Here is a 25,781-nt window from a genome sequence, read left to right as displayed (position 1 = left end):
CGGAACAGGACGATCTTCGTTCCGGCCAAGCGTAAGTGCAACGATCCAAAGCTAAGTTCGCGCGAATGTGGCGGCCGGGACGCGGCTGAAGTGGTAATTCGGCCGCCTAGACAACCTCACGCCGACGGAAAGGATCAGGCGCCGCCGGCCAACAGTTGGGACACCCGCGCGGCGAGTTCGGCCGAGGCGAACGGTTTCTGCATCACCGGCAGGTCGTCGGGAATCGGCACGGCCTCGGCGTGGCCGGTGAGCAGGAGCACCGGCACGTGGGCGAAGCGGCTGCGGATCGCGGCGGCGAGTTCGACGCCGGTCATGCCGGGCATGGCGAGGTCGGCCACGACGAGGTCGAACCCGTCGCCCTCCTCCATCATGGCGAGCGCCGTGCGCCCATCCTTGGCCTCGGTCTCGGTGTAGCCGAAACCGCTGAGGAACGACGCCGTCACGTGGCGCACCTCCGGGTCGTCGTCGACGACGAGGATGCGGGCCGGCGCCGCGGCGGTCGCCACCTCCGGCGCGGGTTCGACGGCGTCCGCCTCGGGCACGTCGCCGGCCTGCGGCAGGGCGAGCTCGATCCGGGTGCCGACGCCGACCTCGCTGGTGATGCGCAAGCGACCGCCCGCCTGCTGGGCGAGGCCGAACACCATGGCGAGCCCCAGCCCCGTGCCTTGGCCGACCGCCTTCGTCGTGAAGAACGGCTCGCACACTCGCTCCAAGAGTTCGGGCGGGATGCCGGTGCCCTCGTCGGTGACGGTGACGACGGCGTAGGGGCCGGGGGGCAGGTCGGGATCGTCACTGATGTCGGCGCGCCGCGTCATGATCGTCACCCGCCCGCCGTCGGGCATGGCGTCGCGGGCGTTGATGCAGAGGTTGAGCACGGCGAGTTCGAGCTGGTCGGGATCGACCAGAGCGCGCGGCGTGTCCGGGTCGAGGTCGCGCGCCACGGTGACGAGGCTGCCGAGGCTCGATCCGAACAGAGCGCTCATGCCCTCGATCAGCGCGTTCGGATCGACGGGGCGCGCCTTGAGGTCGTTCGAGCGGCTGAAGCTGAGGAGGCGCTTGGTCAGGGCCGAGCCGCGTTGCGCGGCGCCCGTGGCGTTGTCGACGAGGCGCTTGACCCGCGGCTGGTCGGCGATCTTCGGGCCCACCAGTTCGAGGCTGCCGAGGATGGCCGTGAGCAGATTGTTGAAGTCGTGGGCGATGCCGCCGGCGAGCGTGCCGAGCGCCTGCATCTTGTCCGATTGGCGGAGCCGCGCCTCCAGGCTCTTCTGTTCGGTGACGTCGCGCTCGATCGTGGCGAGGTGGGTCACCTCCCCGTTGAGCCCGCGGATCGGCACGCGGATGACGTGCGACCAGCGCTCGGCGCCGAGCGCCCCGCGGGCGATCACCGTCGAGCCCGCCTCGCCCGCGGCCACCGCGCGCGCGTCGGCCTCCACGGTCTCGTGCGCCTCGGGCGTGTCGGTGATCGCGGTCTCGGTGCGGCCGAGGCTCGCCTCGACCTCGCCGCCCATCAGCGCGGCCTTGCGGGCGTTGAGGCGCACGAAGCGCCCGCCCGCATCCTTGAACGAGATCGCCTCCTCGGCGTGGTCGAGCAGGCCGCGCAGCAGGGCGCGCTCGGTGGCGAGATCCCGGCCGAGGCGGTGGCGCTCGTAGGCGTTGCGCACGGTGGCGCGTAGCAGCGTCGGGTCCCAGGGCTTGGCGACGTAGCCGATGATGCCGCCGCGGTTGAGCGCGGCGATCACCGCCGAGATGTCGGCATAACCCGTGAGCAGGATCGCCTGCGCCTCGTGGAACAGGCGGGCTTCGGCCAGCAGCGCGTCGCCGGTCATGCCGGGCATGCGCTGGTCTGAGACGACGACGGCGATGTCGGGCTCGGCGCGCAGAATCTCGAGTGCCTCCTCCGGCTTGGCCGAGGTGAGCACCCGATATTCGTCCTCGAACAGGTCTTCGAGGGCGATCAGGATGTCCGGCTCGTCGTCGACGGCCAGGATCGTGCCTCTGCTCATGCCGCTGCCGACTGCCTCGGGATGCCGATGACGAAGCTTGCGCCCCCACCCGGGGCCGTCTCCACGGTCAGCGAGCCGCTATGCGCCTGAACCACGCTGTAAGCAATCGCCAAGCCGAGCCCGGTGCCCGATCCGACCGGCTTCGTGGTGAAGAACGGCTCGAAGATTTTCTCCCGCAAGTCTTCGGGAATGCCGGGGCCGGTGTCGCTGATGCGGATGGTGTCGGTCTCCTCGTCCGACGCGGTCGCGATCGTGATGGTGCCGTCACCGGGAATCGCGTCGGCGGCGTTGCCGAGGATGTTCATCACGACCTGATTGAGGAGCGCGGGCGTGCAGTGAATCTCCGCCCGGCCCGAAAAGTCGCGCCGGACCGCGATGCGGGTGCCGAGCTTGTGCTGGATCAGCGCCAGCACCGTCTCGATGGCCTCGGGCACGTTGACGAGGCCGCGCTCGCCCTCGTCGAGGCGCGAGAATTTTCGCAGGTTCAGGACGAGGTCCTGAATGCGGGTGAGGCCGAGCCGCATCGAGCCGACGCGGTCGCGGGCTTTGGTCAACGCACGCGCGCTGTCTGGGGCTTCCGGGGCGGGCAGCTCACCCAGGATGCGCTCGACGGTGCCCTGGTGGGCCAGGATGAAGGCGAGCGGGTTGTTGATCTCGTGGGCGATGCCCGCGACCAGCTCGCCGAGCGAGGCCATCTTGGCGGCTTGGACCAGCTTGGCCTGCGCCTCGGTCAGCTTGCGGTTGGCGTCCTCCAGATCGCGGTTGGCCTGCTGGAGCGCGTCGGCCAGCGCCGCGCGGGCGGCGGCGGCTTCCGCTTCGGCGCGGGCGCGCTCGACGGCGCGCTCGCGGTCGCCGAATTCGCCGGAGATGCGGCGGTTGTCCTCTTCGAGCAGGCGGCGGCGCACGAGGCCGCGCACCCGCATCGCCAGCACCTCGCCGTCGGCCTTCGACACCACATCGTCGGCGCCCGCGGCGAAGGCCGCCACCAGCAGGCTCTTGTCGGGCTTGGCCCCGGCCATGCCGATCAGCGGGAAGCCCGCGCCGTCGGCCTCCCCCTGCTTGAGGCGGCGCGCGCCGATCTCGGTGCAGAGCGCGATGCCGTCATAGGGGCTGCCGACGAGGTCGAGGGTGACGCAGTCGAAGCTCGCCTCCGGCTCGTCCAGCGCCGCGAGCGCGGCGGCACGGTCGGCGGCGGCCACGACGGTGTGGCCCTCCTGCGAGAGCAGGCCGGTGAAGAAGGCCCGGTAGGTAGCGCTGCCATCGACGATCAGCACCCGGCCCCGGCGGAAGGCGGCGCCGGACGGGCCTTCCGCGGCGCCGCTCTTGCGCTCGCGCAGCAGGGCGCGGATGCGCAGGACGAGCAGGTCGCGGTCGGCGGATTTCTCGACATAGGCGTCGGCGCCGCTCTCGAAGCCGTGACGCTCGCCGTCGCGGGCGCTCGTCAGCATGACGACGGGGAGCGCGCGGGTGCGCAGCGACAGGCGCATCTGCCGGGTGAACTCGTCGCCGTTCATCCCCGGAAGGTGATGGTCGGCGACGACGAGGTCGGGCAGGTCGGTGTTGAGGAGATCGAGCGCGGCTTCCGCCGTGGCGCAGCGCTCGACGGAAAAGCCCTGCGCTTCGAGCTGGAGCCGCAGTTCGAGCGCCTGGGTCTCGGAATCCTCCACCAGCAGCAGGCGGTGCTCCCGCGCCGCCGCCTCGGCCACACCCGCGCTCATGCCTGCACTCATGCCGGCCTCCCCTGCGCGAGGCGGAGGAGATGCGGCGCGACCTGATCGAGCGGCAGCACCCGCGAGGCCGCGGACAGCCGCACGGCTGCCGCCGGCATGCCGTAGACCACGGCCGAACTCTCGTGCTCGGCGACCGTGGCGGCGCCGGCCCGGCGCATGTCGAGGAGGCCGGTGGCGCCGTCCTCGCCCATGCCGGTGAGCAGCACGCCGATCCCCTGCGGGCCCGCTTGGCGGGCGACGGAAGCGAACAGCACGGTCGCGGCCGGGCGCTGGCCGCCGACCGGGGCGGCGTCGCTCACGCGCAGCACGCCACCCGAACCGAGTTCGAGATGCCGGTCGCCCGGCGCGACGTAGACGCGGCCCGGCGCCATCATCTCGCCGTCGCGGGCGAGCCCCACCGGGAGCGCCACCACGCCGTCGAGCCAGCTGGCAAAGCCCTCCATGAAGGCCGCGCCCATGTGCTGGACGAGCAGCACCGGCAGCGGGAAGTCGGCGGCAAGCCCGCCGATCACTTTTGCCAAGGCGGGCGGGCCGCCGGTGGAGGCTGCGATGGCGAGCACGCTGGGGGTGGCCGAGACCGGCTCGAAGAGAGGCGGCGGCTCGGCCGCAGGCGCGGTCTTGCGCGCGGCCCATTCGGCGCCGATGGGGCGGCGGCGGATGACCGGAACGGCGGCCATGATGCGCAGCTGCGTGCAGATCTGCCCCGCTACCGCGTCGTAGCCGTCGTTCGTCGTCGCCACCGGCTTCTCGACCACCGACAGGGCACCGGCCCTGAGCGCGTTCATCGAGATCTTGAGCGAGGAATCCTCGACCGAATCGGCGATGACGACGATCGGCGTCGGCCGGTCGGCCATGATGCGGCGCGTCGTCTCCAGTCCGTCGATGCCGGGCAGCCGGATGTCCATCGAGATCACGTCGGGCCGCACGGTGTCGAGGGCGGCGAGCGCCGCCTCGCCGGACTCGACCGCGCCCGCGAGTTCGAGCCGCGGATCGCGGCCGATGATGTGGGTGAGGAGCGTCCGGACGACGAGCGAATCCTCGACCACCAGCACGCGCACGCGCCCCTTGGGCGCGGAAAGGTCGCTTCCCCGGCTCACAGCAGCTGACCGATGGTGTCCAGAAGCTCGCGCTGGTCGAATTTCTGCTTGGTGAGGTAGGCGTCGGCGCCGAGTTCGAGGCCGCGGGCCACGTCCGCCTCGTCGCCGCGCGAGGTCATCAGGACGACGGGCAGGCGCCCGAAATCCTCCTCCCGGCGCAACGCCTCGACGAGGCCGAAGCCGTCGAGGCGCGGCATCTCGACGTCGGCCACGACGCAATCGACGGGCTCGATGCGCGCCCGCAGGCGGTCGAGCGCCTCCTGTCCATCGACGCAGACGATGACGCGGTAGCCCGCCGCTTCCAAGATACTCTTCTCCAGGGTGCGGGTCGTGATGGAGTCATCGACAACGAGAATCGTCGAACGCCGCGTCTCCGCCATCGTTCCGTCCGTCGAATTGTATGGTTTCGTACGGTTCTGGGAAGCCCTCGGGCCGGCTTGTCCGAGCCGCGCGAGGAGGCCGTCGGGGTCGAGCACCAGGGCGGGGGTGTCGGTGCCGAGCACCACCGTGCCGGTGACGAGCGCCGGATCGACGCCGAAGGGCGGGGCCGGCAGCACCAGCAGCCGGCGCACGTCGTGCAACGCATCGACGGTGACGACGCAGCGCCCCTGCGCGCCGCGTAGGCGCAGGGCCGGCACCGTCGCGCTGTCCCGCGCGGCTTCGGGCACGCCGAGCAGGGCGCTGAGCGAGGCGACGGGCGGCGTGGTGCCGGTGCGCTCCGCGTCGCCCTCGACCGGGACGACCGGGCGTCCCGCCACGGTCTCGAGCGCATCCGGGTCGAGCCGGGTCAGCGCCTCGACGGCGCCGCTCGGCAGGGCGTAGCGGGTGCCGCCGGCCTCGACGATCACAACGGACCGCCGGGCGGCGGAGAGCGGCAGCGTCAGGATCAGCGAGGTGCCGTGCGGGGTGCGCGGGGCGAGCCTAACCTGCCCGTGCAGCGCGCGCGCGACTTCGGCGACGACCGAGAGGCCCATGCCGCGCCCCGACAGCGCGTCCACCGTGCCCGCCGTCGAGAAGCCGGGCTCGAACGGCAGGGCGAGCAGTGCCTCCGCGTCGGGCTCGTCGCCGGGGGCGAGCAGACCGCGCTGGCGGGCGGTCGCGGCGATCGCTGCGAGGTCGGGTCCGCGCCCGTCGTCGTGGATGCCCATGACGAGGCGTCCGCCCTGCGCCTCGACGCTGAGGAGGATCGACAGCGCGTCCGGCTTGCCGGCGCGGCGGCGCGTCTCGGGCGGCTCGGCGCCGTGGCTCAGCGCGTTGCGCAGCGCGTGCAGCACCGGGTCCTTGAGCGATTGGAGCATGGCGCGCTCCACCGGGAGATCGAGGCCGCGGGCGCTCACCTCCACGTCGCGCCCCTCGGCGCGGGCGAGGTCGCGCACCATCCGGGCGAGCCCGCCGAACACGGTCTCGGCGGGAACGAGGGCGAGACGCTCGGCCTCCTCGCGCACGCGGGCGGCGGCGGTCTCGACGGCGAGGTTGGCGGCCTTTTGGCCGAGCGCGAGATCGGAGGCTTCGCGGGCCAGTGCGCCGAGCCCGGCCTCGATGTCGGCGAGCGCCCGGCGGAGCGCTGCGGCGTCGGCGAGCCCCCCGGTCTCGCCGGGGCGCTGGGCGGCCTCGGAGCGGCGGCGCATGTCGCGCAACTGCGCCGTCAGCCGGGTCGCGCGCTCGGCCGCGGCCGTCTGGCCCGGCAGCGCGGCCCAGAGCCCGTGGCTTGCCCGCGTCAGCGCCTCGACGGCGGCGGCGGGCACGCGCAGGACCGCGAGCGAGGGCTCGCCCGCCGACTGTTCCGGCGCGGGGGGCGGCGACGAGGCGGGCGGCGGCGCGGGTGCCGGTTCGGGCTCCGGGGCGGGCTTGGGCGCGGACGGGTCGAGGCAGGCGGCGAGTGCGGCGAGCGCGTCGTCCGGCATCGCCGCCGAGCCGCCCGCGGCGACGAACGCCTCGATCCGGTCGAGCGCGAGATGGGTCGCGGCGCGCGCCTCCCGGTCGAGGGGATGCTGGCCGGTGTTGATGCGCTCGAACAGGGCCTCCAGCTGATGCGCCACCGCCTCGACCGGCGGCAGATCGACGGCGCGCGCCGCGCCCTTCAGGCTGTGGGCGCGGCGAAAGACGTCGTGCCAATCGACGCCGCCCTCGGCGGCGAGCGCGGCGCGGATCGCTTCGAGATGCTCGCGGTGCTCGACCTCGAAGGCGGCCAGCAGCAGTTGGCGGATGTCCATGTGGCTTTAGAGCCGGTAGCGCTCGGCCAAAGCCATCAGCCCCTGGGCCAGCTCGGTGAGGTTGGCCGACGCGGTCTCGACCTCGCGGGTGCCGGCGGCGGTCTGCTGGCTCGCCTGACGAATGTTCTGGAGCGCGCCCATCACCTGCTCGATGCCGAGCTGCTGCTGGTTGGTCGAGGCCACGATCTGCTGGAAGGTCTGGACGCCCTCCTCGACGCGGGCGGCCATCTCCTCGATGGTGCGCACGGTCGAGTCGGTGCGGGTCTTGCCCGCGGCGGCGCGCTTGACCGCCTCCTCCGTCAGCATGACGGACGCGTTGATGCCGCGCTGAATCTCGCCGAGGATGCCGCGCACCTGCACGGTCGCCTGCTTGGCCTGATCGGCCAGGAGCTTCATCTCCGAGGCGACGACCGCGAAGCTGCGGCCCTCCTCGCCCGCCGCCGCCGCCTCGATGGCGGCGTTGAGCGCGAGGAGATGCGTGCGCTCCGAGATGTCGTTGACCGTGACGATGATCTCGCCGATGGCCTGCGTCTTCTCGCTCAAAGCCACGATGTTGCCCGCGACCGCCTCGCCCTGCTCGCGGATCGAGTCCATCGCCTTCGCGGTGTCGGTGGCGGCGCGCAGCCCCGAGCGGGCGGTCTGCGCGGCGGCCTGGGCCGTGGCGATGACCTCGCTCGCGCGCTTGGAGATCTGCGCGCCCGAATGGGTGATCTCGTCCACCGTCGCGGCCGTCTCCTGCACGGCGGCGAACTGTTCCTCGACGCTCGCTGCCTGCTCCTGGGCCGAGGCGCGGATTTCGGCTGCCGCCGCGTTGAGGTCGGCGGTGGCGGCGCGGTTGGTGCGGGCGAGGTCGGCGAGCCCTTCGGCCATGCCGTTCAGCGTCGTGCTGAGGCGGCCGATCTCGTCCCGGCCGGTGCGCTCGATGCGCCCGGTCAGGTCGCCCGCGCCGATGCGCTCGACGAAGCGCATGACGGTCTCCAGCGGGCGCACCACGGCGCGGCTGATCAGGATGGTGACGAGGATCGACAGGATCACCGAGGCGATGACGGTGATGCCGATCGACAGGCGGCTCGCCTCGTAGACCTCGCGCACGCTGGCTTGGCCGACCGCGATCACGCCGTCGAGCGCGGTGCGGGCGTTGCCGATGCTGCGCAAGAGGCCGTCGTGCAGGCGGTTGATCTCGTCGTTGCGGCCCTCGACCGCGGCGATGTCCTTGGCGGCGACGGCCTGCAACTGCACTTCGCTCGCGGTGCGCACCTGCTTGAAGCTCTCGTTCACCTCGTCGATGACGCTGCCGAAGCGGATCCAGGCGGAGGCGCGCTCCGGCGAGATCGCGGCGGCGCGGTATTCCTTCACCTCCGCCGCGACGATGCCGAGCAGGCGTTCCAGCTCGCCGGCGTTCTGGCGGTAGCTGCCGAGATAGTCGTCCTGCCGCTGCGCATTGCCCTGCGACGAGGCCAGCACCGCGATCACCGCGTTGCGGCGCACGAGCCCCATGTTGCGCGAGACGTTGCCGAGATCGTCGAGCTGGCGCAGCACGCCGATGTCGCGGCCGACGATGGTATCGGTCACGTCGCGCACGGTCGCGATCTGGCGCAGGGCGTAGGCGCCGAGCAGCGCCACGATCAGGCTCGCGGCCACGAAGCCGAAGAGGATGCGTTTTCCGATCGAGAGCGACACGGGCGTTCGAAGGCTCCGGTGCGGGGCCGGCCGGAAGGGCCGGGCCGTCAGGTGAGGAAGCGGGCCAGCAGCGCCGGCAGGTCGAGGATCGAGAAGCCGTCGCGGACATCGCCGGTCCGGTCGGAGCCCGGCGGGACATAGCCCAGAAGCGCGCCGTCTCCCAGGGCGTCGGCGGGCCGTGCCTCGATGCGGGCGATGCCGACGACGCGGTCCACGGCCAGCGCCATCGCCGGCTCCTGCGCCCGCAGCCGCACGAGATGGCTGTCCTCCGCGCCCGTGCCGAGGCCGAGGCAGGCGGACAAGTCGAGCACGCTGACGATGGTGCCGGATATGGCGCAGATGCCGCGTAAAGTCGTCGGCGCGCCGGGAAGCGCGGTGCAGGGCGGCAGCGGGGTCACGCTCGCGACCGCGGCGAGCGGCAGGCCGATGCGCTCGGACCCGCAGGCGCAGACGAGGAAGCCTTCAGTCTCGACCGTGCGCTCGGCTTGCGTCGAGCGGGCGGCGAGCGCCGCCGCGCGGGCGTCGAGCAGGGCGTCGCGTTGCGCCTCGAGGGCCGCCTTCATGCGGCGGGCCCGCTCGCGAGGAGCCGCCGCACGTTCTCGGCCAGGCGATGGGCGCTCACGCCGTCTCCTTCGGGCAGGATTGTCTCGGGCGGCAGTCCTTGCGCGAGGCGTAGCGCATTGTCGAGGGCGCGCATGGCCTCCTCCCGCCGCCCGTGCCGGGCGAGCAGCAGGCCGAGCTGGTAATGCGCCATGACGAAGCCGCGGTCGAGGAACAGCGCGCCCCGCAACGCCCGCTCGGCCTCCGCCTCGCGGCCGAGATCGAGCGTCAGCAGACCTTCGTAGTAGCGCAGGGCCGGATCGGTGCCGCGCCCGCCGATTTCTTCCTGAAGGAGCCGCCACGCCTGCGCGGTCTCGCCCGCATCCGCGAGTCTTCGGATTTCTTCGAGGAGGTCGGCCGCTGCCGGAGCCTCGATGTCCGGGACCGGCTGCGGCGGAGCGACCGGCGCTGGAGGCGGTTCGGGGAGCGTCGGTGGCACGAAGGCGGGCGGGGCCTCCGGTGTCCACGGCAGGAACGGCTGCGGCGCGGGCGGCGCCTCGCCGGTTTCCGTGCCCGCGGGCCGGTAGGCGACGGTGCCGGGCAGCGCCACCGGCTCCAGCCATTGCGCGAAGGCCGGGTTGGGCTCGGCGTGGCCGATCAGCAGCCAGCCGCCGGGCTGGAGCCGCTGGCCGAGCGCCCGGACGATGCCGTTCACGTGCTCGGCGTTGAAATAGATAAGGACGTTGCGGCACAGGATCAGGTCGAAGTTCGTGCCCATCGCCGGCTGCGGGCCCTCGATCAGCGAGAGCAGGTTCTGGCGCTCGAACCGGACCATCCGGCGATAGACCGGCCGCAGGGCGTAGGAGCCGTGCGGGCGGCCGGGCCGGGCCGGCTGACGCCGGAACCAGCGCAGGCGGTCGGCCTCGTCCAGCGTCCGCAGCGCCCAGGGGCCGAACTCGGCCTGGCGGGCGGTGGCGAGCGCCTCGACGCTCAGATCGGTGCCGAGGATCGTCACCGACCACTCCGGCAGCGCCTCTCCGAGCAGGTCGCGCACGAGGATCGCCACCGAGTAGGGTTCGGCCCCGGTCGAGCAGCCCGCGCTCCAGATGCGTAAAGCGCGGACATCGGCGCGCGCGGCGATCAGGTCGGGCAGGATGCGGGCGCGAAGCGCCTCGAACTGCTCGGCGTAGCGGAAGAAGAAGGTCTCGCCGATCGTGATCTCGGCTTCCAAAGCCGCCCACTCGTCGCGCCCGCCGGGGCCTTCGAGGCGGGCGAGGTAGGCGGTGCAGTCGGGCAGGCCGCAGACTTTGAGCCGCCGCCGCACCCGGTCGTGCAGCAGGTCGTCCTTGTCGGAATAGTAGCTGTGGCCGGTGCGCGCGATCACCCGCTCCTTGAGCGCGGCAAAGCCCGGATCGTCGGCATGGGTCGCGGCGCGGCGCGCGCGTTCGGGCGGGCGCGTCACGCGGGTCGGGCAGCCTCGGGGCTCCCGAACCGGGCGAGCCGCTGCCGGGCGCTCAGGGCGAAGGCGTCGAGCCGCGCCCGCTCTTCGAAAGTCAGGACGCAGTCGAGCGACAGCAGATGGACGAGACCCTTGCCGTGGGCGAACTCGGCGACGACGCAGCCGTTCAGGCTGCGCGCCGGATCGACCGGCTTGAGGCTGCCGCCTGCCACGGTCACGACGTCCAGCGCCCGGTCCACCAGCAGGCCGAGCGGGCGGCCCCGGGCCAGCACGATATGGCGATAAGGGTCGTCGGTGGCCGCCTCGTCGCGCAGGCCGAACAGCACCGCGAGGTCCACCACCGGCACCGGCTCGCCGCCGAGATCGAGCAGCCCCGCCACCGGCCCGCCGACGGTCGGCGGCGCGTGCAGGCGCGGCAGCGGCAGGATCTCGCGGATGTCGGCCTGCGGCAGGGCGCAGGGCGTGCCGGCCACGTCCACGATGAGATGGGCCGCGCCCGCCATGCCTTGCCCCGAATCGAAAGCGCCGGCCGCCCCGAGGAGCGGTCCGGCACGGGATGTAGAACAACGGTCGCGACCCGGAAACGCGTCGCGCCGTGGGCTCAGGCGACCTTCTGGCGCGAGCGAGACGGCTTCGTGGTCTCGGGCTGGGGCTCCGGCTCCTCGATGCGACCGCCGGGGCGGCCCAGGCCGATCGACTTGGCGAGCGCCGAGCGCTGCGCGGCGTAGTTCGGAGCCACCATCGGGTAATCGTTCGGCAGGTTGTAGCGCTGGCGATACGAGTACGGGTCGAGACCGTGGGTGCCGAGATGGCGCTTGAGGGTCTTGTAGGGCTTGCCGTCGATGAAGCTGATGATCGCGTCCGGGGTCACGGACTTGCGGACCTGCGCCGGGGTCGGCTTCTCGATCGCCTCCTCCGCCGGGGCGGCCGCCGCGGTCGGGCCGCCGAGCCCGGTCAAGGCTGCGTGAACGTTGATGATCAGGCCGGGAAGCTCGGACGCGGGCACTGAGTTGTTCGACACGTAGGAGGAGACGATGTCACTCGCCAGTTCCACGAAGTCGTTGAACGATTTCTGACTCTCTTCCGTCATCCTGCTTGTCCGCTCCTTGGGCCCCTCGGGCGCCAAGATCATACGGGTCGCACGAAGACGCAAGGGAGCAATTTAAAAAACTACGTTTGCGTTGTGGGTTATTGGGACCAAAACACTCAAGTCGAGAGGCCGGGGGGAGCGTAATCCGTCAAATGCAAGACACTTCGATCCAGTTCGAGCCGGCGCGGGTAACGAAGCAGCGATTCAGACGGCCGGGCGCGGGGCGCCGAAGCGGCCGTAGCGCAGGGCCAGCGTCGGCAGGATCAGGAGATTCAGTACCGTCGAGGTGACGAGGCCGCCGAGGATCACGAGCGCCATCGGCCCCTCGATCTCGCGGCCCGGTTCGCCCGCGCCGAGCGCCAGCGGCAGCAGGCCGAGGCCCGTGACCAGCGAGGTCATCAGGATCGGCACGAGACGATCTGCCGCGCCCTCGATCGCCGCCACGCGGCCCCAGACCCGTCCCTCGACCGCGGTGATGTGTTCGTAATGCGAGACCATCATGATGGTGTTGCGAAGCGAGATGCCGAACAGCGTCACGAAGCCGACGATGGAGCCGAGCGAGACCACCGCTCCGGTGGCGGCGACCGCGGCGACCCCGCCGACGAAGGCGAAGGGCAGGTTGACCAGCACGAGGATCAGGTTGCGGGTCGAGCCGGTGACGACGGCGAGCAGCACGACGATGCCGAGACCGGCGAGCGCCGAATAGGCGATCAGGTCGCGCCGCGCCTTGGCCTGGGCCTCGGCGGCACCCGCGAAGCTGACATAGACGCCCGGCGGCAGCTTCACCTCCTTGGCGAGCTTGCGCCGGGCCGCCTCGACGAAGGAGGCGACATCGCGCTCCTCGACGTTCGAGGTGATCGTCTGCACCCGCTGCGCGCCGATATGCTGAACGGCGTAGCGGCCGGAGGTCTCGTAGATGTCGGCGACTTGGGCGAGCCGAATGAAGCTGCCGCCGCGCACCCGGATCGGCAGATCGCCGAGGCTCGACAGCCGGGTGCGGACGGCCTTCTCCAGGATGACCGTGACGTTGAACACGGCGTTGCCCTGGTAGGTCTGGCCGACGACATCGCCCTGATAGGCGGTGCGGACGATCTCCAAGACCTCGACGGCGTCGAGGCCCCAGTGGCGCAGATCGTTGGCGCGCAGCGACACGTTGATCTGCGGCAGCCCCGCGGGCGAGACCACCTGCACGTCGGCGGCGCCCCTGACCTCGGCGAGTTCGCGGGCGACATCGCGGGCGGCGGCCTCAATCGCGGCAAGGTCGTTGCCGAAGACGTGGACGGCGACCGGCGCGGTGAACCCTGAGACCGTCTCCTCGATCCGCTCGGTCAGGAAGGTCTTGAGCGAGAAGCCCGCGCCCGGCGTCCGGGCCATCAGCGCGCGGATGCCGGCCTCGGCCTCCTCCTGGCCCGCGCCGTCGAGGCCGGCGGTGAGATCGATATGGATCTCGCTGTAATGCGTGCCGCCGACATCGTAGCCGGCTTCCGCCCGCCCGACCTGCTGGGCGACGGCGCGCACGCCGGGCACTTGCTTCAGCGCCTGCGTGATGTGCTGACCCAGCCGCAGCGACTGCTCCAGCGAGGTGCCCGGCGCCGCCGCCATGTGCAGGATGAGGTGGCCCTCCTTCAGGTCGGGCAGGAAGGCGCCCCCGAGGAACGGCACCGCGGCGCCTGCGGCGATGACGGCGGCGAGCCCCATCGCCATGATGGTCTTTGGCGCGCGGTCGATGCGCGCGAGGAGCCGCATGTAGGCGGCACGCGAGGCGCGCATCGGCAGCGGATCGTGGGTCGGCAGCCGCTTGCGGCGGGCCAGCAACAGCACGGCGAGCGCGGGCGTCAGCGTCAGCGCCACCGCAAGCGAGGCGATGACGGCGAGGATGTAGGTCAGCGCCAGCGGCCCGAACAGGCGACCGGCGACCCCCGTCAGCGCCAGCACGGGCAGGAAGACGAGGAGCACGGCGAGCGTCGCGTAGGCGACCGAGGTGCGCACCTCCATTACGGCGTCGAACACGACGGTCGGGCCCGGCAGTGGGGCGTCCAGACGGCGGTTCTCGCGCAGGCGCCGCACCACGTTCTCGACGCCGATCACCGCGTCGTCCACGACTTCGCCGATAGCGATGGCGAGCCCGCCGAGCGTCATCGCGTTGAGGCTCTCGCCGAGTGCGGCGAGCACCGCGACCGCGGCGATGAGCGAGAGCGGGATCGCCACCGCGCTGATGAGGCTGGTGCGCCAGTCGAGCAGGAACAGGAACAGCACGACGACGACGAGCAATCCGCCGAGCGTCAGTGCCTGGATCACGTGGCCGTTGGCGACGGTGACGAAGTTCGCCGGCCGGAACAGGTCGGTGCGCAGTTGGATGCCCTCGCGTTCCAGGCCGGGGCGCAGTTCGGCGAGCGCGGCCTCGACGCGGGCGGTGGCCTCGACCGTGTTGGCGCCGATCTGCGCGCCGACGGAGAGCATCACGCCGGGTACGCCGTCGATCTGCGCCGCGCTGATCGGCGGCTCGGGGGCGTCGCGCACGTCGGCGACGTCGCCCAGCGTGACGCTGGCGCCGCCCTCGTTGACCAGCACCGTGCGGGCGACTTCCTCCGGCGTCAGCGATTGGCCTTCGGTCTGCAGGGCGATGCGCTGGTTGGACGTATCCACGAAGCCCGCGCCGCGCACGCCCGTCGCCTTGCGGGCGGCCGACAGCACGTCGTTGAGGCCGATGCCGAAGCGGATCAGGTCGCGCGGGCGCACCTGCACCTGGATCGAGCGGAGATCGCCGCCGTAGACCAGCACCTCGGCGATGCCGGGGACGGCGAGCAGGCGCAGGCGCAGGCGCCAGTCGGCGACGGTGCGCAGATCGAGCAGCGAGCGCGTCTGCGAGGTGAGGCCCAGCACGAGCACGGTGCCGGTGGACGAGGTCAGCGCCGTCATGGTCGGCGCCATGACGCCCTGCGGCAGGCGGCTCGCGATGGTGGCGAGGCGCTCGTTCACGAGCTGGCGCGCCCGGTAGATGTCGGTGCCGGTGGTGAAGGTGGTGGTGACGACCGACAGGCCTTGGATCGAGGTGGACCGCAGAGACGCGATGCCGGGCAGCCCGTTGATCGCGCCCTCGACCGTCTGCGTGACGATGACCTCGACCTGCTCCGGGCTCAGGCCCGGCGCCTCGGTCTGGACCGAGACGGTGGGCGGCGCGAATTCCGGGAAGACGTCGTACTTGGCTTCCCCCAGCGCCATGACGCCGTAGACGAGCAGCGCGAGGCAGAGCGCCAGGACCACGCCGGGAAAGCGCACCGCGAAGGCGACGAGGGCGGCCTGGGGGCCCGTGTGTGGTACGGCCGGAGACTCGGCCATCTCAGTCGTCGTCGTCCATCGGCGCGGGCGCCTGCGCCCTCGCCTCCTCGGACAGCAGCGCCTGCGCGCCGCCGACGACGATCTCGGTCTCCTCCGCGAGATCGCCGACCACGTAGGAATCGGCCGACATCGCGGCGTTCGGCGGCAGCGGATGGCGGGCGAAGCCGTCCTCGCCGACCTCGCGGTAGAACCACGCCCCGCCCTGCCAATGCACCACCGCGTCCTCGGGCACGAGGATGCCCTGCGCCGCCCGGTCGCCGGTGATGAAGGCGAGCGTGCTGAGGCCCGGCAGCAGGCCGCTGTCGCCGGCGACGAGGTAGAACAGGCTCATGCCCTGGATGCGCTGATCGGTGCGGGTCGCGGGCGAGACGTAGCGCAGCGCCACCCGCTCGCTCTGCGGCGGCACCTCGGCAAACGCCGTGTCGGGCCGCCCCTTCAGGGTCTCGCCCGGCGGTAGCGTCACTTGCACGAGGAAGTCGGTGCGCTCGATCAGCCGCGTGACCGTGGGCGAGCGCTCCACGATCGCCTTGCCGATCACCGGGCCCCATTCCTGCTGGGCGGTGGCCGCGAGCGTGCGCAGCTGCGACTGCGCCGCCGAGAGCGTGGCCTGATCGGTCTGGTAGGTTCCCTCCGCGGTCTCGACCTGCACCTGCGTGGCGTAGGCGCCGAGGTTGCGCGCGCGCTGGAACGCGCTGCGCGACACCTCGGCCTTGGCCTGGGCGGTCTGGAGCGCGGCCTGGGCGCTGGCATAGGCGTTGGTGAGTTCGGTGACGCGGGCGAGATCGAGCACGGAGCCGTAGGCCTGGATCTCGATGCGGTGGCTGCCCGGCACGACCTTCCGCGTCTCGACGCCGATGCGCGCGCGCTCGTCGGCATCGAGCTTGACGACGATGCGACCGTTCTCGAGCGCCGTGCGCTGGACCGGCTTGGCCTCAGATTTGGCTTCGGGCTGAACTGCCGGCGCGCGAGCGGCGGCCGGCTTCTCGGCAAATCTCGCGAAAAGGCCGTCGAGATCGGGCAGGCGGCTCACGACCCGCGGTTCGAGGGCCAGAACGAGGCCCCCCAGCGCCAGCACAAGGGCGACGACGAGCCAAGCCTGTGAGCTGCCCCGCCCCTTCACCCGCGCATCCTCCCGCCGACGGCCCGGTGCCGTCAGGTTGGATTACCGAATGATCCCGGGTTTGGATACCGAAATTGCCCGACCGCGGGTCGCCATCGCAGAATTTTGCGTTGCTGCGGTAAACGGCCTGCCCGCCGTATCCCACCCATCCCCCTCATCCTGAGGTGCCGCGAAGCGGCCTCGAAGGAGGGCTCCAGCTCGCTCAGCGATCTCTGGAGCCCTCCTTCGAGGGCGCCGCTTCGCGTCGCCACCTCAGGATGAGGGGGTGGGGTTGGATGACCGGTTCAGTTCTTCTTGCGGAACGCATCGAGGCTGACGACCTCGGCGCTCGCTTCCTTGTCGCCCTTCTCGGCGGCTTCGGGCTTCGCCGGGTCCTTGGCCTTGCCGCCGTCCTCGGCCTCCTTCGCCTCGCGGGCGATGGGCAGGGCCGGGACGATCTTCGGGCCGGCGGCGACGGGGGCGAGGCCGGTGCCTTTCGGCTTGATCTCGGCGGGCTCGGAGGCCGCGCCGCGGGGGCCGGGCTTCGGCGCGGCGGCGGGCGCCTCGGCGGTATCCTCGGCCTCGGTCCCCTCGTTCAGGTCGAACTTGAGGCCGAATTGGACGGAGGGGTCGAAGAAGCCCGACAGCGCGTCGTAGGGAATCAGCAGCCGCTCGGGCACGCCGGAGAAGGACAGGCCGACCTCGAAGGTGTGCTCGGTGACGTTCAGGTCCCAGAACTGATGCTGCAGGACGATCGTCATCTCCTGCGGGTACTTCTCGCGCAGGCGCTGCGACATGCGCACGCCCGGCGCCTCGGTGCGGAACGAGATGTAGAAGTGGTGCTCGCCCGAGAGCCCCTCGCGGGCCGCGTCGGTCAGCACCTTGCGCACGACGCCGCGCAGGGCATCCTGAACCAGGAGATCGTAACGGATCAGATCTTCGGCCATCGGCGCTCGCTTGTCCGGTCACGGCCGGAGGGCGGCAGCGCCGGGACGTGGAAATTGAGTGGAGGTTTCTGTTGCCAGGTACCTCCGAACCCCGCCTAAACGGTGCTACCCGCTAGGACTTTAGGTCGGTTTTTGGCACCGCTTACGCGGCGACAGCCACCGGAGCAAAGTTGTCGTTGGCAACTATTGCAAAGGCCCGATAACGGCGGAACCATGCCGAGCGAAAGTGCTCCCTTTACGCCCTCGTCGATCCTATTTCGCCCCCGCCGGAACCCAGCATCGCGACCATGCGGCCATCGGTCCTGGGTTCGGGTGGAGGCGCCGGGTACCGCCCCCGGGTCCGATAGGTTTATTGCGAAGAACGTTTATCGCCATAGCCGGCCTTGCGACCGGCAAGGCGAATATAGAGGGGCCGACGGCGGTTTTGAAGAGCGATCCGCGCTCAGACCCGCTCCGCGCTGGAAGCGTGGCCGATTTGCCGCCCCCCGAGGGTGGCCCGAACGCGCATTTCGTCCCCGAATCGCCCCGGATCACCCTCGCCAGCGCCCCGGTCGCGTGGTTGGCCCGCATGCTCGGGCTGGTGCTCGTGCCGCTCGCGATCCTCGTCGCCGCGACGCTCGTCGCCGGTCCGCTGGTGCGGCTCGTCGGCGATTGGCGCCTCGGGATCGATCCGTTCATGCCGACGCAGCTGCGCCCGCGCCTGCCGCTGGCCGAACTCGCCGCCCGCGGCGTCGTCACCGATGCGTTGCGCCAGGTGCTGATGGCGCTCCTCGTCGTCGGGCTCGCGGCCTTCGCCTGCCGCGGTGCCGGGCCGGGCGCCCTGGGTCGCCGTCTCGGCTTCGCGGAACCGGCGCTGCCGCGCGCCTCGACCCGGCGGCTGCTCTGGCTCCTGCCGCTCTGGCCGCTGATCCACATCGCCTGGGTGACCGCGACCGCGGCGGCGCTCAACGTCAATTTCGGGCACGGCGTGCGCATCTCGCCGTTCCTGTCCTCCACGATGATCGTCCTGTGGTTCGCCTTCGTCGTCCTGCTGGCGCCGCTGGCGGAAGAACTGCTGCTGCGCGGCGAGGTCTATGCCCGCGCCAGCGCCTTCCTCGGGCCGGCGGCGACCATCGTGGTCACGGCGCTGATCTTCTGCCTCGCCCATGTCGGGCTGGAGCCGGCGCCCCGGAACGCCACCGCCCTCAACGCGCTGGCCCGGCCGCTGACCCTGCTGCCGCTCGCGCTCACCCTCGGCTGGCTGCGCTGGCGCACCGGCCGGCTCTGGCCCTGCATCCTGCTCCACGCCTGGAGCAATCTCGCGCTGGTCACCTACCAGCTCGGCTGGTTTACGCTGAAGTGAGCCGCGACTCGACATCCGCCGCGCGCCCCGTCAGACCGGAGCGGACATGCGCGCGTATCACGATCTCCTGACCCGCATCCTCGAGGGTGGCACCCGCAAGGAGGACCGCACCGGCACCGGTACACTGTCGGTGTTCGGCCACCAGATGCGCTTCGACCTCGCCGAGGGTTTCCCCCTCGTCACGACGAAGCAGCTGCATCTGCGCTCGATCATCCACGAGCTGCTGTGGTTCCTGAAGGGCGACACCAACGTCCGCTACCTGCGCGAGAACGGCGTCACGATCTGGGACGAGTGGGCGGACGAGGCCGGCGATCTCGGCCCCGTCTACGGGCGCCAGTGGCGCTCGTGGGAAAAGCCCGGCGGCGGCACGGTCGATCAGATCGCCTGGGTGCTCGACGAGATCGCCCGCAACCCCGATTCGCGCCGCCTCGTGGTCTCAGCCTGGAACCCGGCCGACCTCGACAGGATGGCGCTGGCGCCGTGCCACTGCCTGTTCCAGTTCTACGTCGCCGACGGGCGGCTCTCGTGCCAGCTCTACCAGCGCTCGGCCGACGTGTTTCTCGGCGTGCCGTTCAACATCGCGAGCTACGCCCTGCTGACCGCGATGATGGCGCAGGTGACCGGATACGCTCCGGGCGACTTCGTCCACACCTTCGGCGACGCGCATCTCTACGTGAACCACCTCGATCAGGCCCGGCTCCAGCTCTCGCGCGAACCCAAGGCCCTGCCGAAACTGCGGCTCAACCCGGAGGTCCGTTCCCTGTTCGACTTCACGTTCGCCGACATCGCCATCGAGGATTACGCGCCCCATCCCGCGATCAAGGCCCCGGTGGCGGTCTGATGGCCTCCCGCGTCTCCCTCATCGCCGCAATCGCCGAGAACGGCGTGATCGGCCGCGACAACGGCCTCGTCTGGCGCCTGTCGAGCGACCTCAAGCGCTTCAAGGCGCTGACGCTCGGCAAGCCCATCCTGATGGGCCGCAAGACCTGGGACTCGATCGGCCGGCCGCTGCCGGGCCGGCGCAGCCTGGTCCTGACCCGCGACCGCGCCCTGACGATCCCCGGTGCCGAGATCGTGCATTCCTGGGACGAGGCGGTGGCGGCGGCGGGCGAAGACGAACTGATGGTGGTCGGCGGGGCCGAGATCTACGCACTCGCCCTGCCGTACGCCGACCGGCTCCACCTCACCGAGGTCGAGGCTGCGCCCGAGGGCGACGTGCATTTCCCCGAGTTCGACCGCTCGCAGTTTCACGAGACGCTGCGGGAGCGTCATCCGGCGGGGGAGCGCGACGAGTTTCCTTTCCACTTCGTGGATTGGGAGCGCCGGTCCGGCCGTTGAACGAACCGGGGCGCATTGGCCGCAGGGCCCCGGCGGGGGATGAGCCGGTGGTTGCGGTTGCCATTGACGGCGCCCGCGCCCACCTGCCAGCCTTGACAGGAATGCCCGCGGCCACTCTGGTGCGCGGCGTGTTCCGAGGCTGCGGTAAACGCGTTCTCGCGGCTTGAGAAAATCGTCGCGCCGTGCCGGCGCAGCCTGAGCAGGAGTTCACGTCGAGAATGCCTTGGAGCAATCAGAGCGGCGGCGGTGGCGGCCCCTGGGGCCGGCCCGGCGGCGGTGGCGGCGGTAACGGCGGCGGTCCCTGGGGTGGCGGGGGCGGCGGCAAGACGCCTCCCGATCTCGAGGATCTGCTCCGGCGCGGACAGGACCGCCTGCGCGGCGTGATGCCCGGCGGCGGCTTCGGCGGCGGCAAGGGCCTCCTGATCGCGGCGGGCCTCGTGGTCGGCGCGTGGCTGCTCACCGGCTTCTACATCGTGAAGCCGAACGAGGTCGGCATCAACACGATCTTCGGGCGCTACACCGGCTCGACGGGCGAGGGCCTGCGCTACAACTTCCCCTACCCGATCGGCACCGTGCAGAAGCCGAATGTCGGCGTCGTGAACTCGATCCCGATCGGCTACGTCGCCGGCGGCACCACCCGCACCCGCGACGTGCCGGAAGAGAGCCTGATGCTCACCGGCGACGAGAACATCGTCGATCTCGACTTCGAAGTGCAGTGGCGCGTCAACCCGCTGAAGGCCGAGGACTACGTCTTCAACCTCGCCAACCCCGACGGCACCATCAAGGCCATCGCCGAGAGCGCCATGCGCGAGGTGATCGGCCGGCGCAACATTCAGCCGATCCTGACGAACGAGCAGTCGAGCATCGCCCAGGAGGTCAAGGAGATCCTCCAATCGGCGCTGGACGAGTACGGCGCGGGCGTGCGCATCGAGGTGGTGCAGCTCACCAGCGTCAACCCGCCGCCGGAAGTGCGCCCGGCCTTCATCGATGTGAACGCCGCCCAGCAATACGCCCAGCAGGTGCGCAACGAGGCCGAGACCTACGCCAGCCGCGAGGTGCCCCAGGCCCGAGGCAAGGCGAGCCAGGTGGTGCAGGGCGCCGAAGCCTTCCGCACCCAGGCGACCGCGGACGCGACCGGTCAGGCCGCCCGCTTCAGCCAAGTGTACGAATCCTACAAGGCCGCGCCCGCGGTGATCCGCGAGCGCATCTTCCTGGAGACGATGGAGAAGGTGTTCGGCTCCGTGAACAAGGTGATCATCGATCAGAACGGCTCCGGCGTGTCCGGCGCCGGGGCGGCGGCCGGCGTGCTGCCGGTCCTGCCCCTGACCGACACCCTGCGGGCCCCTGCTGCGAGCGGAGCGACGAGCCGATGAACAATCCCGCCCTCCGCACGGGCCTGATGGTGATCGCGGCCGCGATCGCCGTCGGCCTCTACGCCTCGGTCTTCACCGTCGGGCAGATGCAGCAGGCGCTGGTGCTCCAGCTCGGCCGCGTCCGCGACGTGCTGAACCCCGTCGGCCAGAACAAGCCGGGCCTCTACTTCAAGGTGCCGTTCGTCGACAGCGTGGTGCTGTTCGACAAGCGCGTGCTCGACCTCGACCTGCCGGTGCAGCCCCTGCTGACCGCAGACCGGCAGAACCTCGAAGTCGATGCCTTCGCCCGCTACCGCATCGTCGATCCGTTGAAGTTCTACCAGTCGGTCGGCACGATTCCCCAGGCCAACCAACGTCTGGCGAGCTTCACCAACTCGGCGCTCCGCAACGTACTCGCCCGCTCCAGCCGCGACGCGCTGGTGCGGACCGACCGCGCCCAGCTGATGAACGACATCCAGGAGAGCGTGAACCGCGAGGCCAAGGGGCTCGGCGTCGAGATCGTCGATCTGCGCATGACCCGCGTCGATCTCCCCGCCAAGAACAGTCAGGCGGTCTACGACCGTATGACCTCGGAGCGGAAGAAGGAGGCGACCGACATCCGCGCCAACGGCGATCAGGCCGCGACCCTGATCCGCGCCAAGGCCGACCGCGACGTCACCGTGATCCTGGCCGAGGCCAACCAGAAGGCCGAGGAGCTGCGCGGTGCGGGCGAGGCCGACAAGAACCGCATCCTCGCCGAGGCCTTCGGCAAGGACGCCGACTTCTTCGCCTTCTACCGCTCGATGCAGGCCTACGAGCACGCGCTCAAGGGTCAGGACACCCGCCTCGTGCTGAGCCCGAACTCGGACTTCTTCCGCTACTTCGCCGATCCGCAGGGGCGTAAGCCCGAGGCGAAGGGCGACGCGGCGAAGTCCGACGCGAGCCCCGGCACGACGGGGACGGTGCGCTAGAGCATCGACCCGAAAGGTGGACACCGGCTTTCGGAAAAAGTCGATGCGGCACTAGAGAGACCACTGCGGCATCCGCGGCCGGCACCTTGATCGGGGTGCCGGCCGCGGAATCTATAGGCGGGCCCGACGAACGGGGCCGCACCCGAGACCATGAGGAAACCGCCCATGATGCCCGCTGCGAGACTCGCCGCGAATGCCGACCGGGCCCGTCGGCCCTCGTTCGCCCGGCGCGCCGCCTCGGCGCTCACCGGCGTCTGTCTGGGCGTCGCGGTCGCGCTGCCGCTGCCCGCCCTGGCCAAGGGCCCGGAATCCCTCGCCGACCTCGCCGAGAAGGTGACGGACGCGGTGGTCAACATCTCGGCCTCGACCACGGTGGAGGCCAAGAGCAGCGGCCGCAGCCTGCCGCAGCTCCCGCAGGGCACGCCGTTCGAGGACCTGTTCGAGGAATTCTTCAAGCGCCGCGGCGGCGGGAACAACCAGGGCAGCCCCAAGAGCGAGGACGACAGCCCGCGCTCGCCCTCGCGCAAGTCGAACTCGCTGGGTTCGGGCTTCATCATCGACGCGTCGGGCATCGTGGTGACCAACAACCACGTCATCGGCGACGCCAACGATATCCAGGTCATCCTCAGCGACGGCGTGAAGCTGAAGGCCGAGATCGTCGGCAAGGACCCCAAGCTCGACCTCGCCGTGCTGCGGGTGAAGCCCACGGCCGAGCGCCCGCTCAAGTCCGTGCCCTTCGGCGATTCCGACAAGATGCGCCCGGGCGACTGGGTGATGGCGATCGGCAATCCGTTCGGGCTCGGCGGCTCGGTCTCCGCCGGCATCGTCTCGGCGCGGGGCCGCAACATCGATTCCGGTCCCTACGACAACTACATCCAGACCGATGCGGCCATCAACAAGGGCAATTCGGGCGGTCCCTTGTTCAACATGGACGGCGAGGTGATCGGCATCAACACGGCGATCCTGTCGCCGTCGGGCGGCTCGGTCGGCATCGGCTTCGCCGTGCCCTCGGGCACCGCCTCGCCGGTGGTGGAGCAGCTGCGCCAGTTCGGCGAGGTGCGCCGCGGCTGGCTCGGCGTGCGCATTCAGAACGTCGATGACGCCACCGCCGAGGCGCTCGGCCTCAAGGGCGGCGCCAAGGGCGCGCTGGTGGCCGGCATCGACGAGAAGGGCCCGGCCAAGACCGCGGGGCTGGAAGTCGGCGACGTGATCGTGAAGTTTAACGGCGTGCCGGTGAAGTCGTCGAGCGAACTGCCCCGCATCGTCGCGGCGACCCCGGTCGGCAAGACGGTCGACGTGCAGGTCGTCCGCAAGGGCGAGGAGCAGACCAAGTCCGTGCTGCTCGGGCGCCTGGAGGACGGCGAGAAGGTCCAGACCGCCAACGCCAAGCAGCCGGAGCCGGAATCGGTCAACCGCCAGATTCTCGGCCTCAACCTCACCGGTCTCTCGGACGAGGCGCGCAAGCGCTACAACATCAAGGAGACGGTGAAGAGCGGCGTCGTCGTCACCAAGGTCGATCCGAACTCGACCGCCGCCGACAAGCGCATCCAGCCGGGCGAGGTGATCGTCGAGGTCGGCCAGGAGGCGGTGTCGTCCCCCACCGACGTCACCAAGCGCGTCGAGGCGCTGAAGAAGGACGGCCGCAAGTCGGTGCTGCTGCTGGTCGCCAGCCTCAGCGGCGACGTGCGCTTCGTCGCGATCGGCCTCGACTGATCACCGACTGACGGCGGGTGGGCCTGTTCGCGGTCAAACTCGCCGTCACGCCGCTGCTGATGGCGCTGGTCACGCTCGTGAACCGGCGCTTCGGCGCGGCCGCGGGCGGCATCGTCGCCGGCCTGCCGCTCACCTCCGGGCCGATCTCGCTCTACCTCGCCCTGGAACAGGGCCTGCCCTTCGCGGGCGCCGCCGCCCACGGCTCCCTCGTCGGCGTCGGCGCCGTGCTGGTCTCGTATCTCGCCTACCTCCTGGCGAGCCGACGTTCGGTTCTCTTTTCCTGCTTCGCCGGGTTCGGCGGATTCGCGCTCTGGGCGCTCGCCGCCGGCCGGATCGGCTCGGACACCGGCCTGGTCCTCGCCGACCTCGCCTTGACCGGTCTCTTGCTGGTTCTCACCCGCGGCGCCTCCGCGGGCACCCGCCCGGCTCGCCTGCCGCCCTGGGATCTGCCCGCCCGCATCGCCGTCTCGACCGGCCTCGTCGTGATGGTGACGCTCGCTGCGCCGCTGCTCGGCCCCGCGCTCAGCGGCCTGCTCGCGCCGGTGCCGGTGATCGCGTGGCCGCTGATCGTCTTCGTCCACGCCCAGAGCGGCCGGGATGCGGCGGTCGCCACCATCCGCGGCACGGTGTCGGGCGCAGTGGGGCTGTGCGCCTTCAACCTCGCAGTGATCCGGCTCGCGCCGACGGAGGGCATCGCGCTCACCTACGTCGCGGCGCTGTCGCTCTCGCTCGCGGTGTCGCTGGCGCTGGTCGGCGTCCTCTACCGCCGGAAGGCCTCAAGCTGAGGCGCGCCGTCATTACAAGGCGTCTCCCATCCCACCCCCTCATCCTGAGGTGCCGCGCCGCAGCCTCGAAGGAGGGCTCCAGGGATCGCGCGCGAACTGGAGCCCTCCTTCGAGGCTGCGCTTCGCTCCGCACCTCAGGATGAGGGGGTTGGGTGGGAAGAAGGCTTCTTCAGCTCACGAACTCCGCCGCCGAGTACCCCTGCAGGTACAGCAGTGCCGTCAGGTCGCCGTGCTCGATCCGCACCCGCGCCGCCGCGGCGACCTTGGGCTTGGCCCGGAACGCCACGCCCACCCCCGCCTCCCCGAGCATCGGCAGGTCGTTCGCCCCGTCGCCCACTGCCAGCGTCTCGCTCGCGGAAACGCCGAGGCGCCCGCGCAGCTCGATCAGGGTCGCGCGCTTGGCCTCCGCCCCGACGATGGGCTCGACCACACAGCCGGTCAGGTGCCCCTCAGTGACGTCGAGGACGTTGGCGCGGGTCTCGTCGAATCCGATGGTTGCGCCGATCGGCCCGGTGAACAGCGTGAACCCGCCCGAGACGAGGGCGGCATAGGCGCCGTGCGCCCGCATCGTCGCGACCAGGGTGCGCCCGCCCGGCGTGAGGCGGATGCGGTCGCGGATCAGCCCGTCGATCACGCCGACCGGCAGACCTTTCAGCAGCCCGACCCGCTCGCGCAGCGCCGGCTCGAACGCGATCTCGCCGCGCATCGCCCGCTCGGTGATGGCGCTCACTTCGGGCTTGATGCCGACGAGGTCAGCGAGTTCGTCGATGCATTCCTGCTCGATCATGGTCGAATCCATGTCGGCGAGAAACAGCCGCTTGCGGCGGTGGGCGCCGCCGGGCAGCACGGCGATGTCGATGGGCTCGCCGTCGAGCGCCGCGCGCAGGCGCTCGGTGAGCGCGCCCGCCTCCTCGGGCTCGGCCGGGACCAGCACTTCCGCGGCGACCTCGCCGTGCAGGATGCGCGGCTGGTGATCGGTGCCGAGCACCCGGCGGGCCTCGGCCAGCACCGCGTCGGTGATGGCGGGCCGGTCCGGGTTTGCTATCAGCGTCGCGACGAGAGTCATTGCGGAAAAATCTTCGG

20 protein-coding genes and 1 other RNA gene are annotated in these 25,781 nt (G+C 71.2%); 7 read left to right on the top strand and 14 right to left on the bottom strand.

The features are described 5' to 3' along the window. Positions 1-134 precede the first annotated feature (134 nt). From AAHG03_RS07900 to ssrA, 13 genes are all read right to left on the bottom strand, one after another. Complete coding sequence (locus AAHG03_RS07900) at positions 135-2,003, bottom strand: response regulator (protein ID WP_342150013.1); 1,869 nt, start codon at positions 2,001-2,003, stop codon at positions 135-137. After that, a complete protein-coding gene (locus AAHG03_RS07895; RefSeq protein WP_412759726.1) occupies positions 2,000-3,733 on the bottom strand; it encodes a response regulator in 1,734 nt (577 codons plus the stop codon). The genes AAHG03_RS07900 and AAHG03_RS07895 overlap by 4 nt, the downstream gene beginning before the upstream one ends. Further along, the gene (gene cheB / locus AAHG03_RS07890; protein WP_342150012.1) at positions 3,730-4,791 is read right to left on the bottom strand and encodes a chemotaxis-specific protein-glutamate methyltransferase CheB; all 1,062 of its coding nucleotides are present in this window, start codon (positions 4,789-4,791) and stop codon (positions 3,730-3,732) included. Before cheB ends, AAHG03_RS07895 begins: the two co-directional genes overlap by 4 nt. Positions 4,792-4,826: 35 nt before the next feature. Beyond that, positions 4,827-7,043 carry a hybrid sensor histidine kinase/response regulator gene (locus tag AAHG03_RS07885; protein ID WP_342150011.1) on the bottom strand — a complete coding sequence of 739 codons (2,217 nt, stop codon included), beginning with the start codon at positions 7,041-7,043 and terminating at the stop codon, positions 4,827-4,829. A 6-nt stretch (positions 7,044-7,049) separates the two neighbouring features. Then, positions 7,050-8,723, bottom strand: a complete 1,674-nt coding sequence (locus AAHG03_RS07880; RefSeq protein WP_342150010.1) for a methyl-accepting chemotaxis protein — start codon at positions 8,721-8,723, stop codon at positions 7,050-7,052. Between the two features lie 47 nt (positions 8,724-8,770). Next, a complete protein-coding gene (locus tag AAHG03_RS07875; RefSeq protein ID WP_342150008.1) occupies positions 8,771-9,286 on the bottom strand; it encodes a chemotaxis protein CheW in 516 nt (171 codons plus the stop codon). After that, on the bottom strand, positions 9,283-10,725 hold the full coding sequence (locus AAHG03_RS07870; protein ID WP_342150007.1) for a CheR family methyltransferase: 1,443 nt from the start codon (positions 10,723-10,725) through the stop codon (positions 9,283-9,285). Before AAHG03_RS07870 ends, AAHG03_RS07875 begins: the two co-directional genes overlap by 4 nt. Continuing rightward, complete coding sequence (locus AAHG03_RS07865) at positions 10,722-11,225, bottom strand: chemotaxis protein CheW (RefSeq protein WP_342150005.1); 504 nt, start codon at positions 11,223-11,225, stop codon at positions 10,722-10,724. The genes AAHG03_RS07870 and AAHG03_RS07865 overlap by 4 nt, the downstream gene beginning before the upstream one ends. Positions 11,226-11,323: 98 nt before the next feature. Beyond that, complete coding sequence (locus tag AAHG03_RS07860) at positions 11,324-11,812, bottom strand: Ros/MucR family transcriptional regulator (RefSeq protein WP_342150003.1); 489 nt, start codon at positions 11,810-11,812, stop codon at positions 11,324-11,326. Positions 11,813-12,016: 204 nt separating this feature from the next. After that, positions 12,017-15,151, bottom strand: a complete 3,135-nt coding sequence (locus tag AAHG03_RS07855; protein WP_342150001.1) for an efflux RND transporter permease subunit — start codon at positions 15,149-15,151, stop codon at positions 12,017-12,019. A 1-nt stretch (position 15,152) separates the two neighbouring features. After that, entirely contained in the window at positions 15,153-16,271 is a 1,119-nt protein-coding gene (locus tag AAHG03_RS07850; RefSeq protein WP_342150000.1) for an efflux RND transporter periplasmic adaptor subunit, read from the bottom strand. A 284-nt stretch (positions 16,272-16,555) separates the two neighbouring features. After that, positions 16,556-17,197 carry an SspB family protein gene (locus AAHG03_RS07845; RefSeq protein ID WP_342149999.1) on the bottom strand — a complete coding sequence of 214 codons (642 nt, stop codon included), beginning with the start codon at positions 17,195-17,197 and terminating at the stop codon, positions 16,556-16,558. Between the two features lie 57 nt (positions 17,198-17,254). Further along, positions 17,255-17,630: a transfer-messenger RNA gene (ssrA, locus tag AAHG03_RS07840) on the bottom strand. Positions 17,631-17,672: 42 nt separating this feature from the next. Here ssrA and AAHG03_RS07835 point away from each other — a divergent pair. From AAHG03_RS07835 to AAHG03_RS07805, 7 genes are all read left to right on the top strand, one after another. Beyond that, positions 17,673-18,539, top strand: coding sequence for a CPBP family glutamic-type intramembrane protease (locus tag AAHG03_RS07835; RefSeq protein ID WP_412759725.1), 867 nt, complete (start codon positions 17,673-17,675; stop codon positions 18,537-18,539). 46 nt (positions 18,540-18,585) lie between these two features. Continuing rightward, positions 18,586-19,380, top strand: coding sequence for a thymidylate synthase (locus tag AAHG03_RS07830; RefSeq protein ID WP_342149996.1), 795 nt, complete (start codon positions 18,586-18,588; stop codon positions 19,378-19,380). After that, positions 19,380-19,877 carry a dihydrofolate reductase gene (locus AAHG03_RS07825; RefSeq protein WP_342149994.1) on the top strand — a complete coding sequence of 166 codons (498 nt, stop codon included), beginning with the start codon at positions 19,380-19,382 and terminating at the stop codon, positions 19,875-19,877. The genes AAHG03_RS07830 and AAHG03_RS07825 overlap by 1 nt, the downstream gene beginning before the upstream one ends. A 218-nt stretch (positions 19,878-20,095) precedes the next feature. Continuing rightward, a complete protein-coding gene (hflK, locus tag AAHG03_RS07820; RefSeq protein ID WP_342149993.1) occupies positions 20,096-21,250 on the top strand; it encodes an FtsH protease activity modulator HflK in 1,155 nt (384 codons plus the stop codon). Then, complete coding sequence (gene hflC / locus AAHG03_RS07815) at positions 21,247-22,200, top strand: protease modulator HflC (RefSeq protein WP_342149991.1); 954 nt, start codon at positions 21,247-21,249, stop codon at positions 22,198-22,200. Before hflK ends, hflC begins: the two co-directional genes overlap by 4 nt. A 168-nt stretch (positions 22,201-22,368) precedes the next feature. Then, entirely contained in the window at positions 22,369-23,913 is a 1,545-nt protein-coding gene (locus AAHG03_RS07810) for a DegQ family serine endoprotease (RefSeq protein ID WP_342149989.1), read from the top strand. A gap of 17 nt (positions 23,914-23,930) precedes the next feature. Beyond that, positions 23,931-24,698, top strand: a complete 768-nt coding sequence (locus AAHG03_RS07805) for a hypothetical protein (protein ID WP_342149987.1) — start codon at positions 23,931-23,933, stop codon at positions 24,696-24,698. A 169-nt stretch (positions 24,699-24,867) separates the two neighbouring features. On the opposite strand, the gene serB is transcribed toward AAHG03_RS07805, so the two are convergent. Then, the gene (gene serB / locus AAHG03_RS07800) at positions 24,868-25,764 is read right to left on the bottom strand and encodes a phosphoserine phosphatase SerB (protein ID WP_342149985.1); all 897 of its coding nucleotides are present in this window, start codon (positions 25,762-25,764) and stop codon (positions 24,868-24,870) included. Positions 25,765-25,781: the final 17 nt, after the last annotated feature.

This window comes from Methylorubrum subtropicum, from assembly GCF_038442325.1.
GTDB classification, from domain to species: domain Bacteria; phylum Pseudomonadota; class Alphaproteobacteria; order Rhizobiales; family Beijerinckiaceae; genus Methylobacterium; species Methylobacterium subtropicum.
Note: the sequence above shows the minus strand (reverse complement) of the source record. Positions and strands in the feature narration are given on the sequence as shown.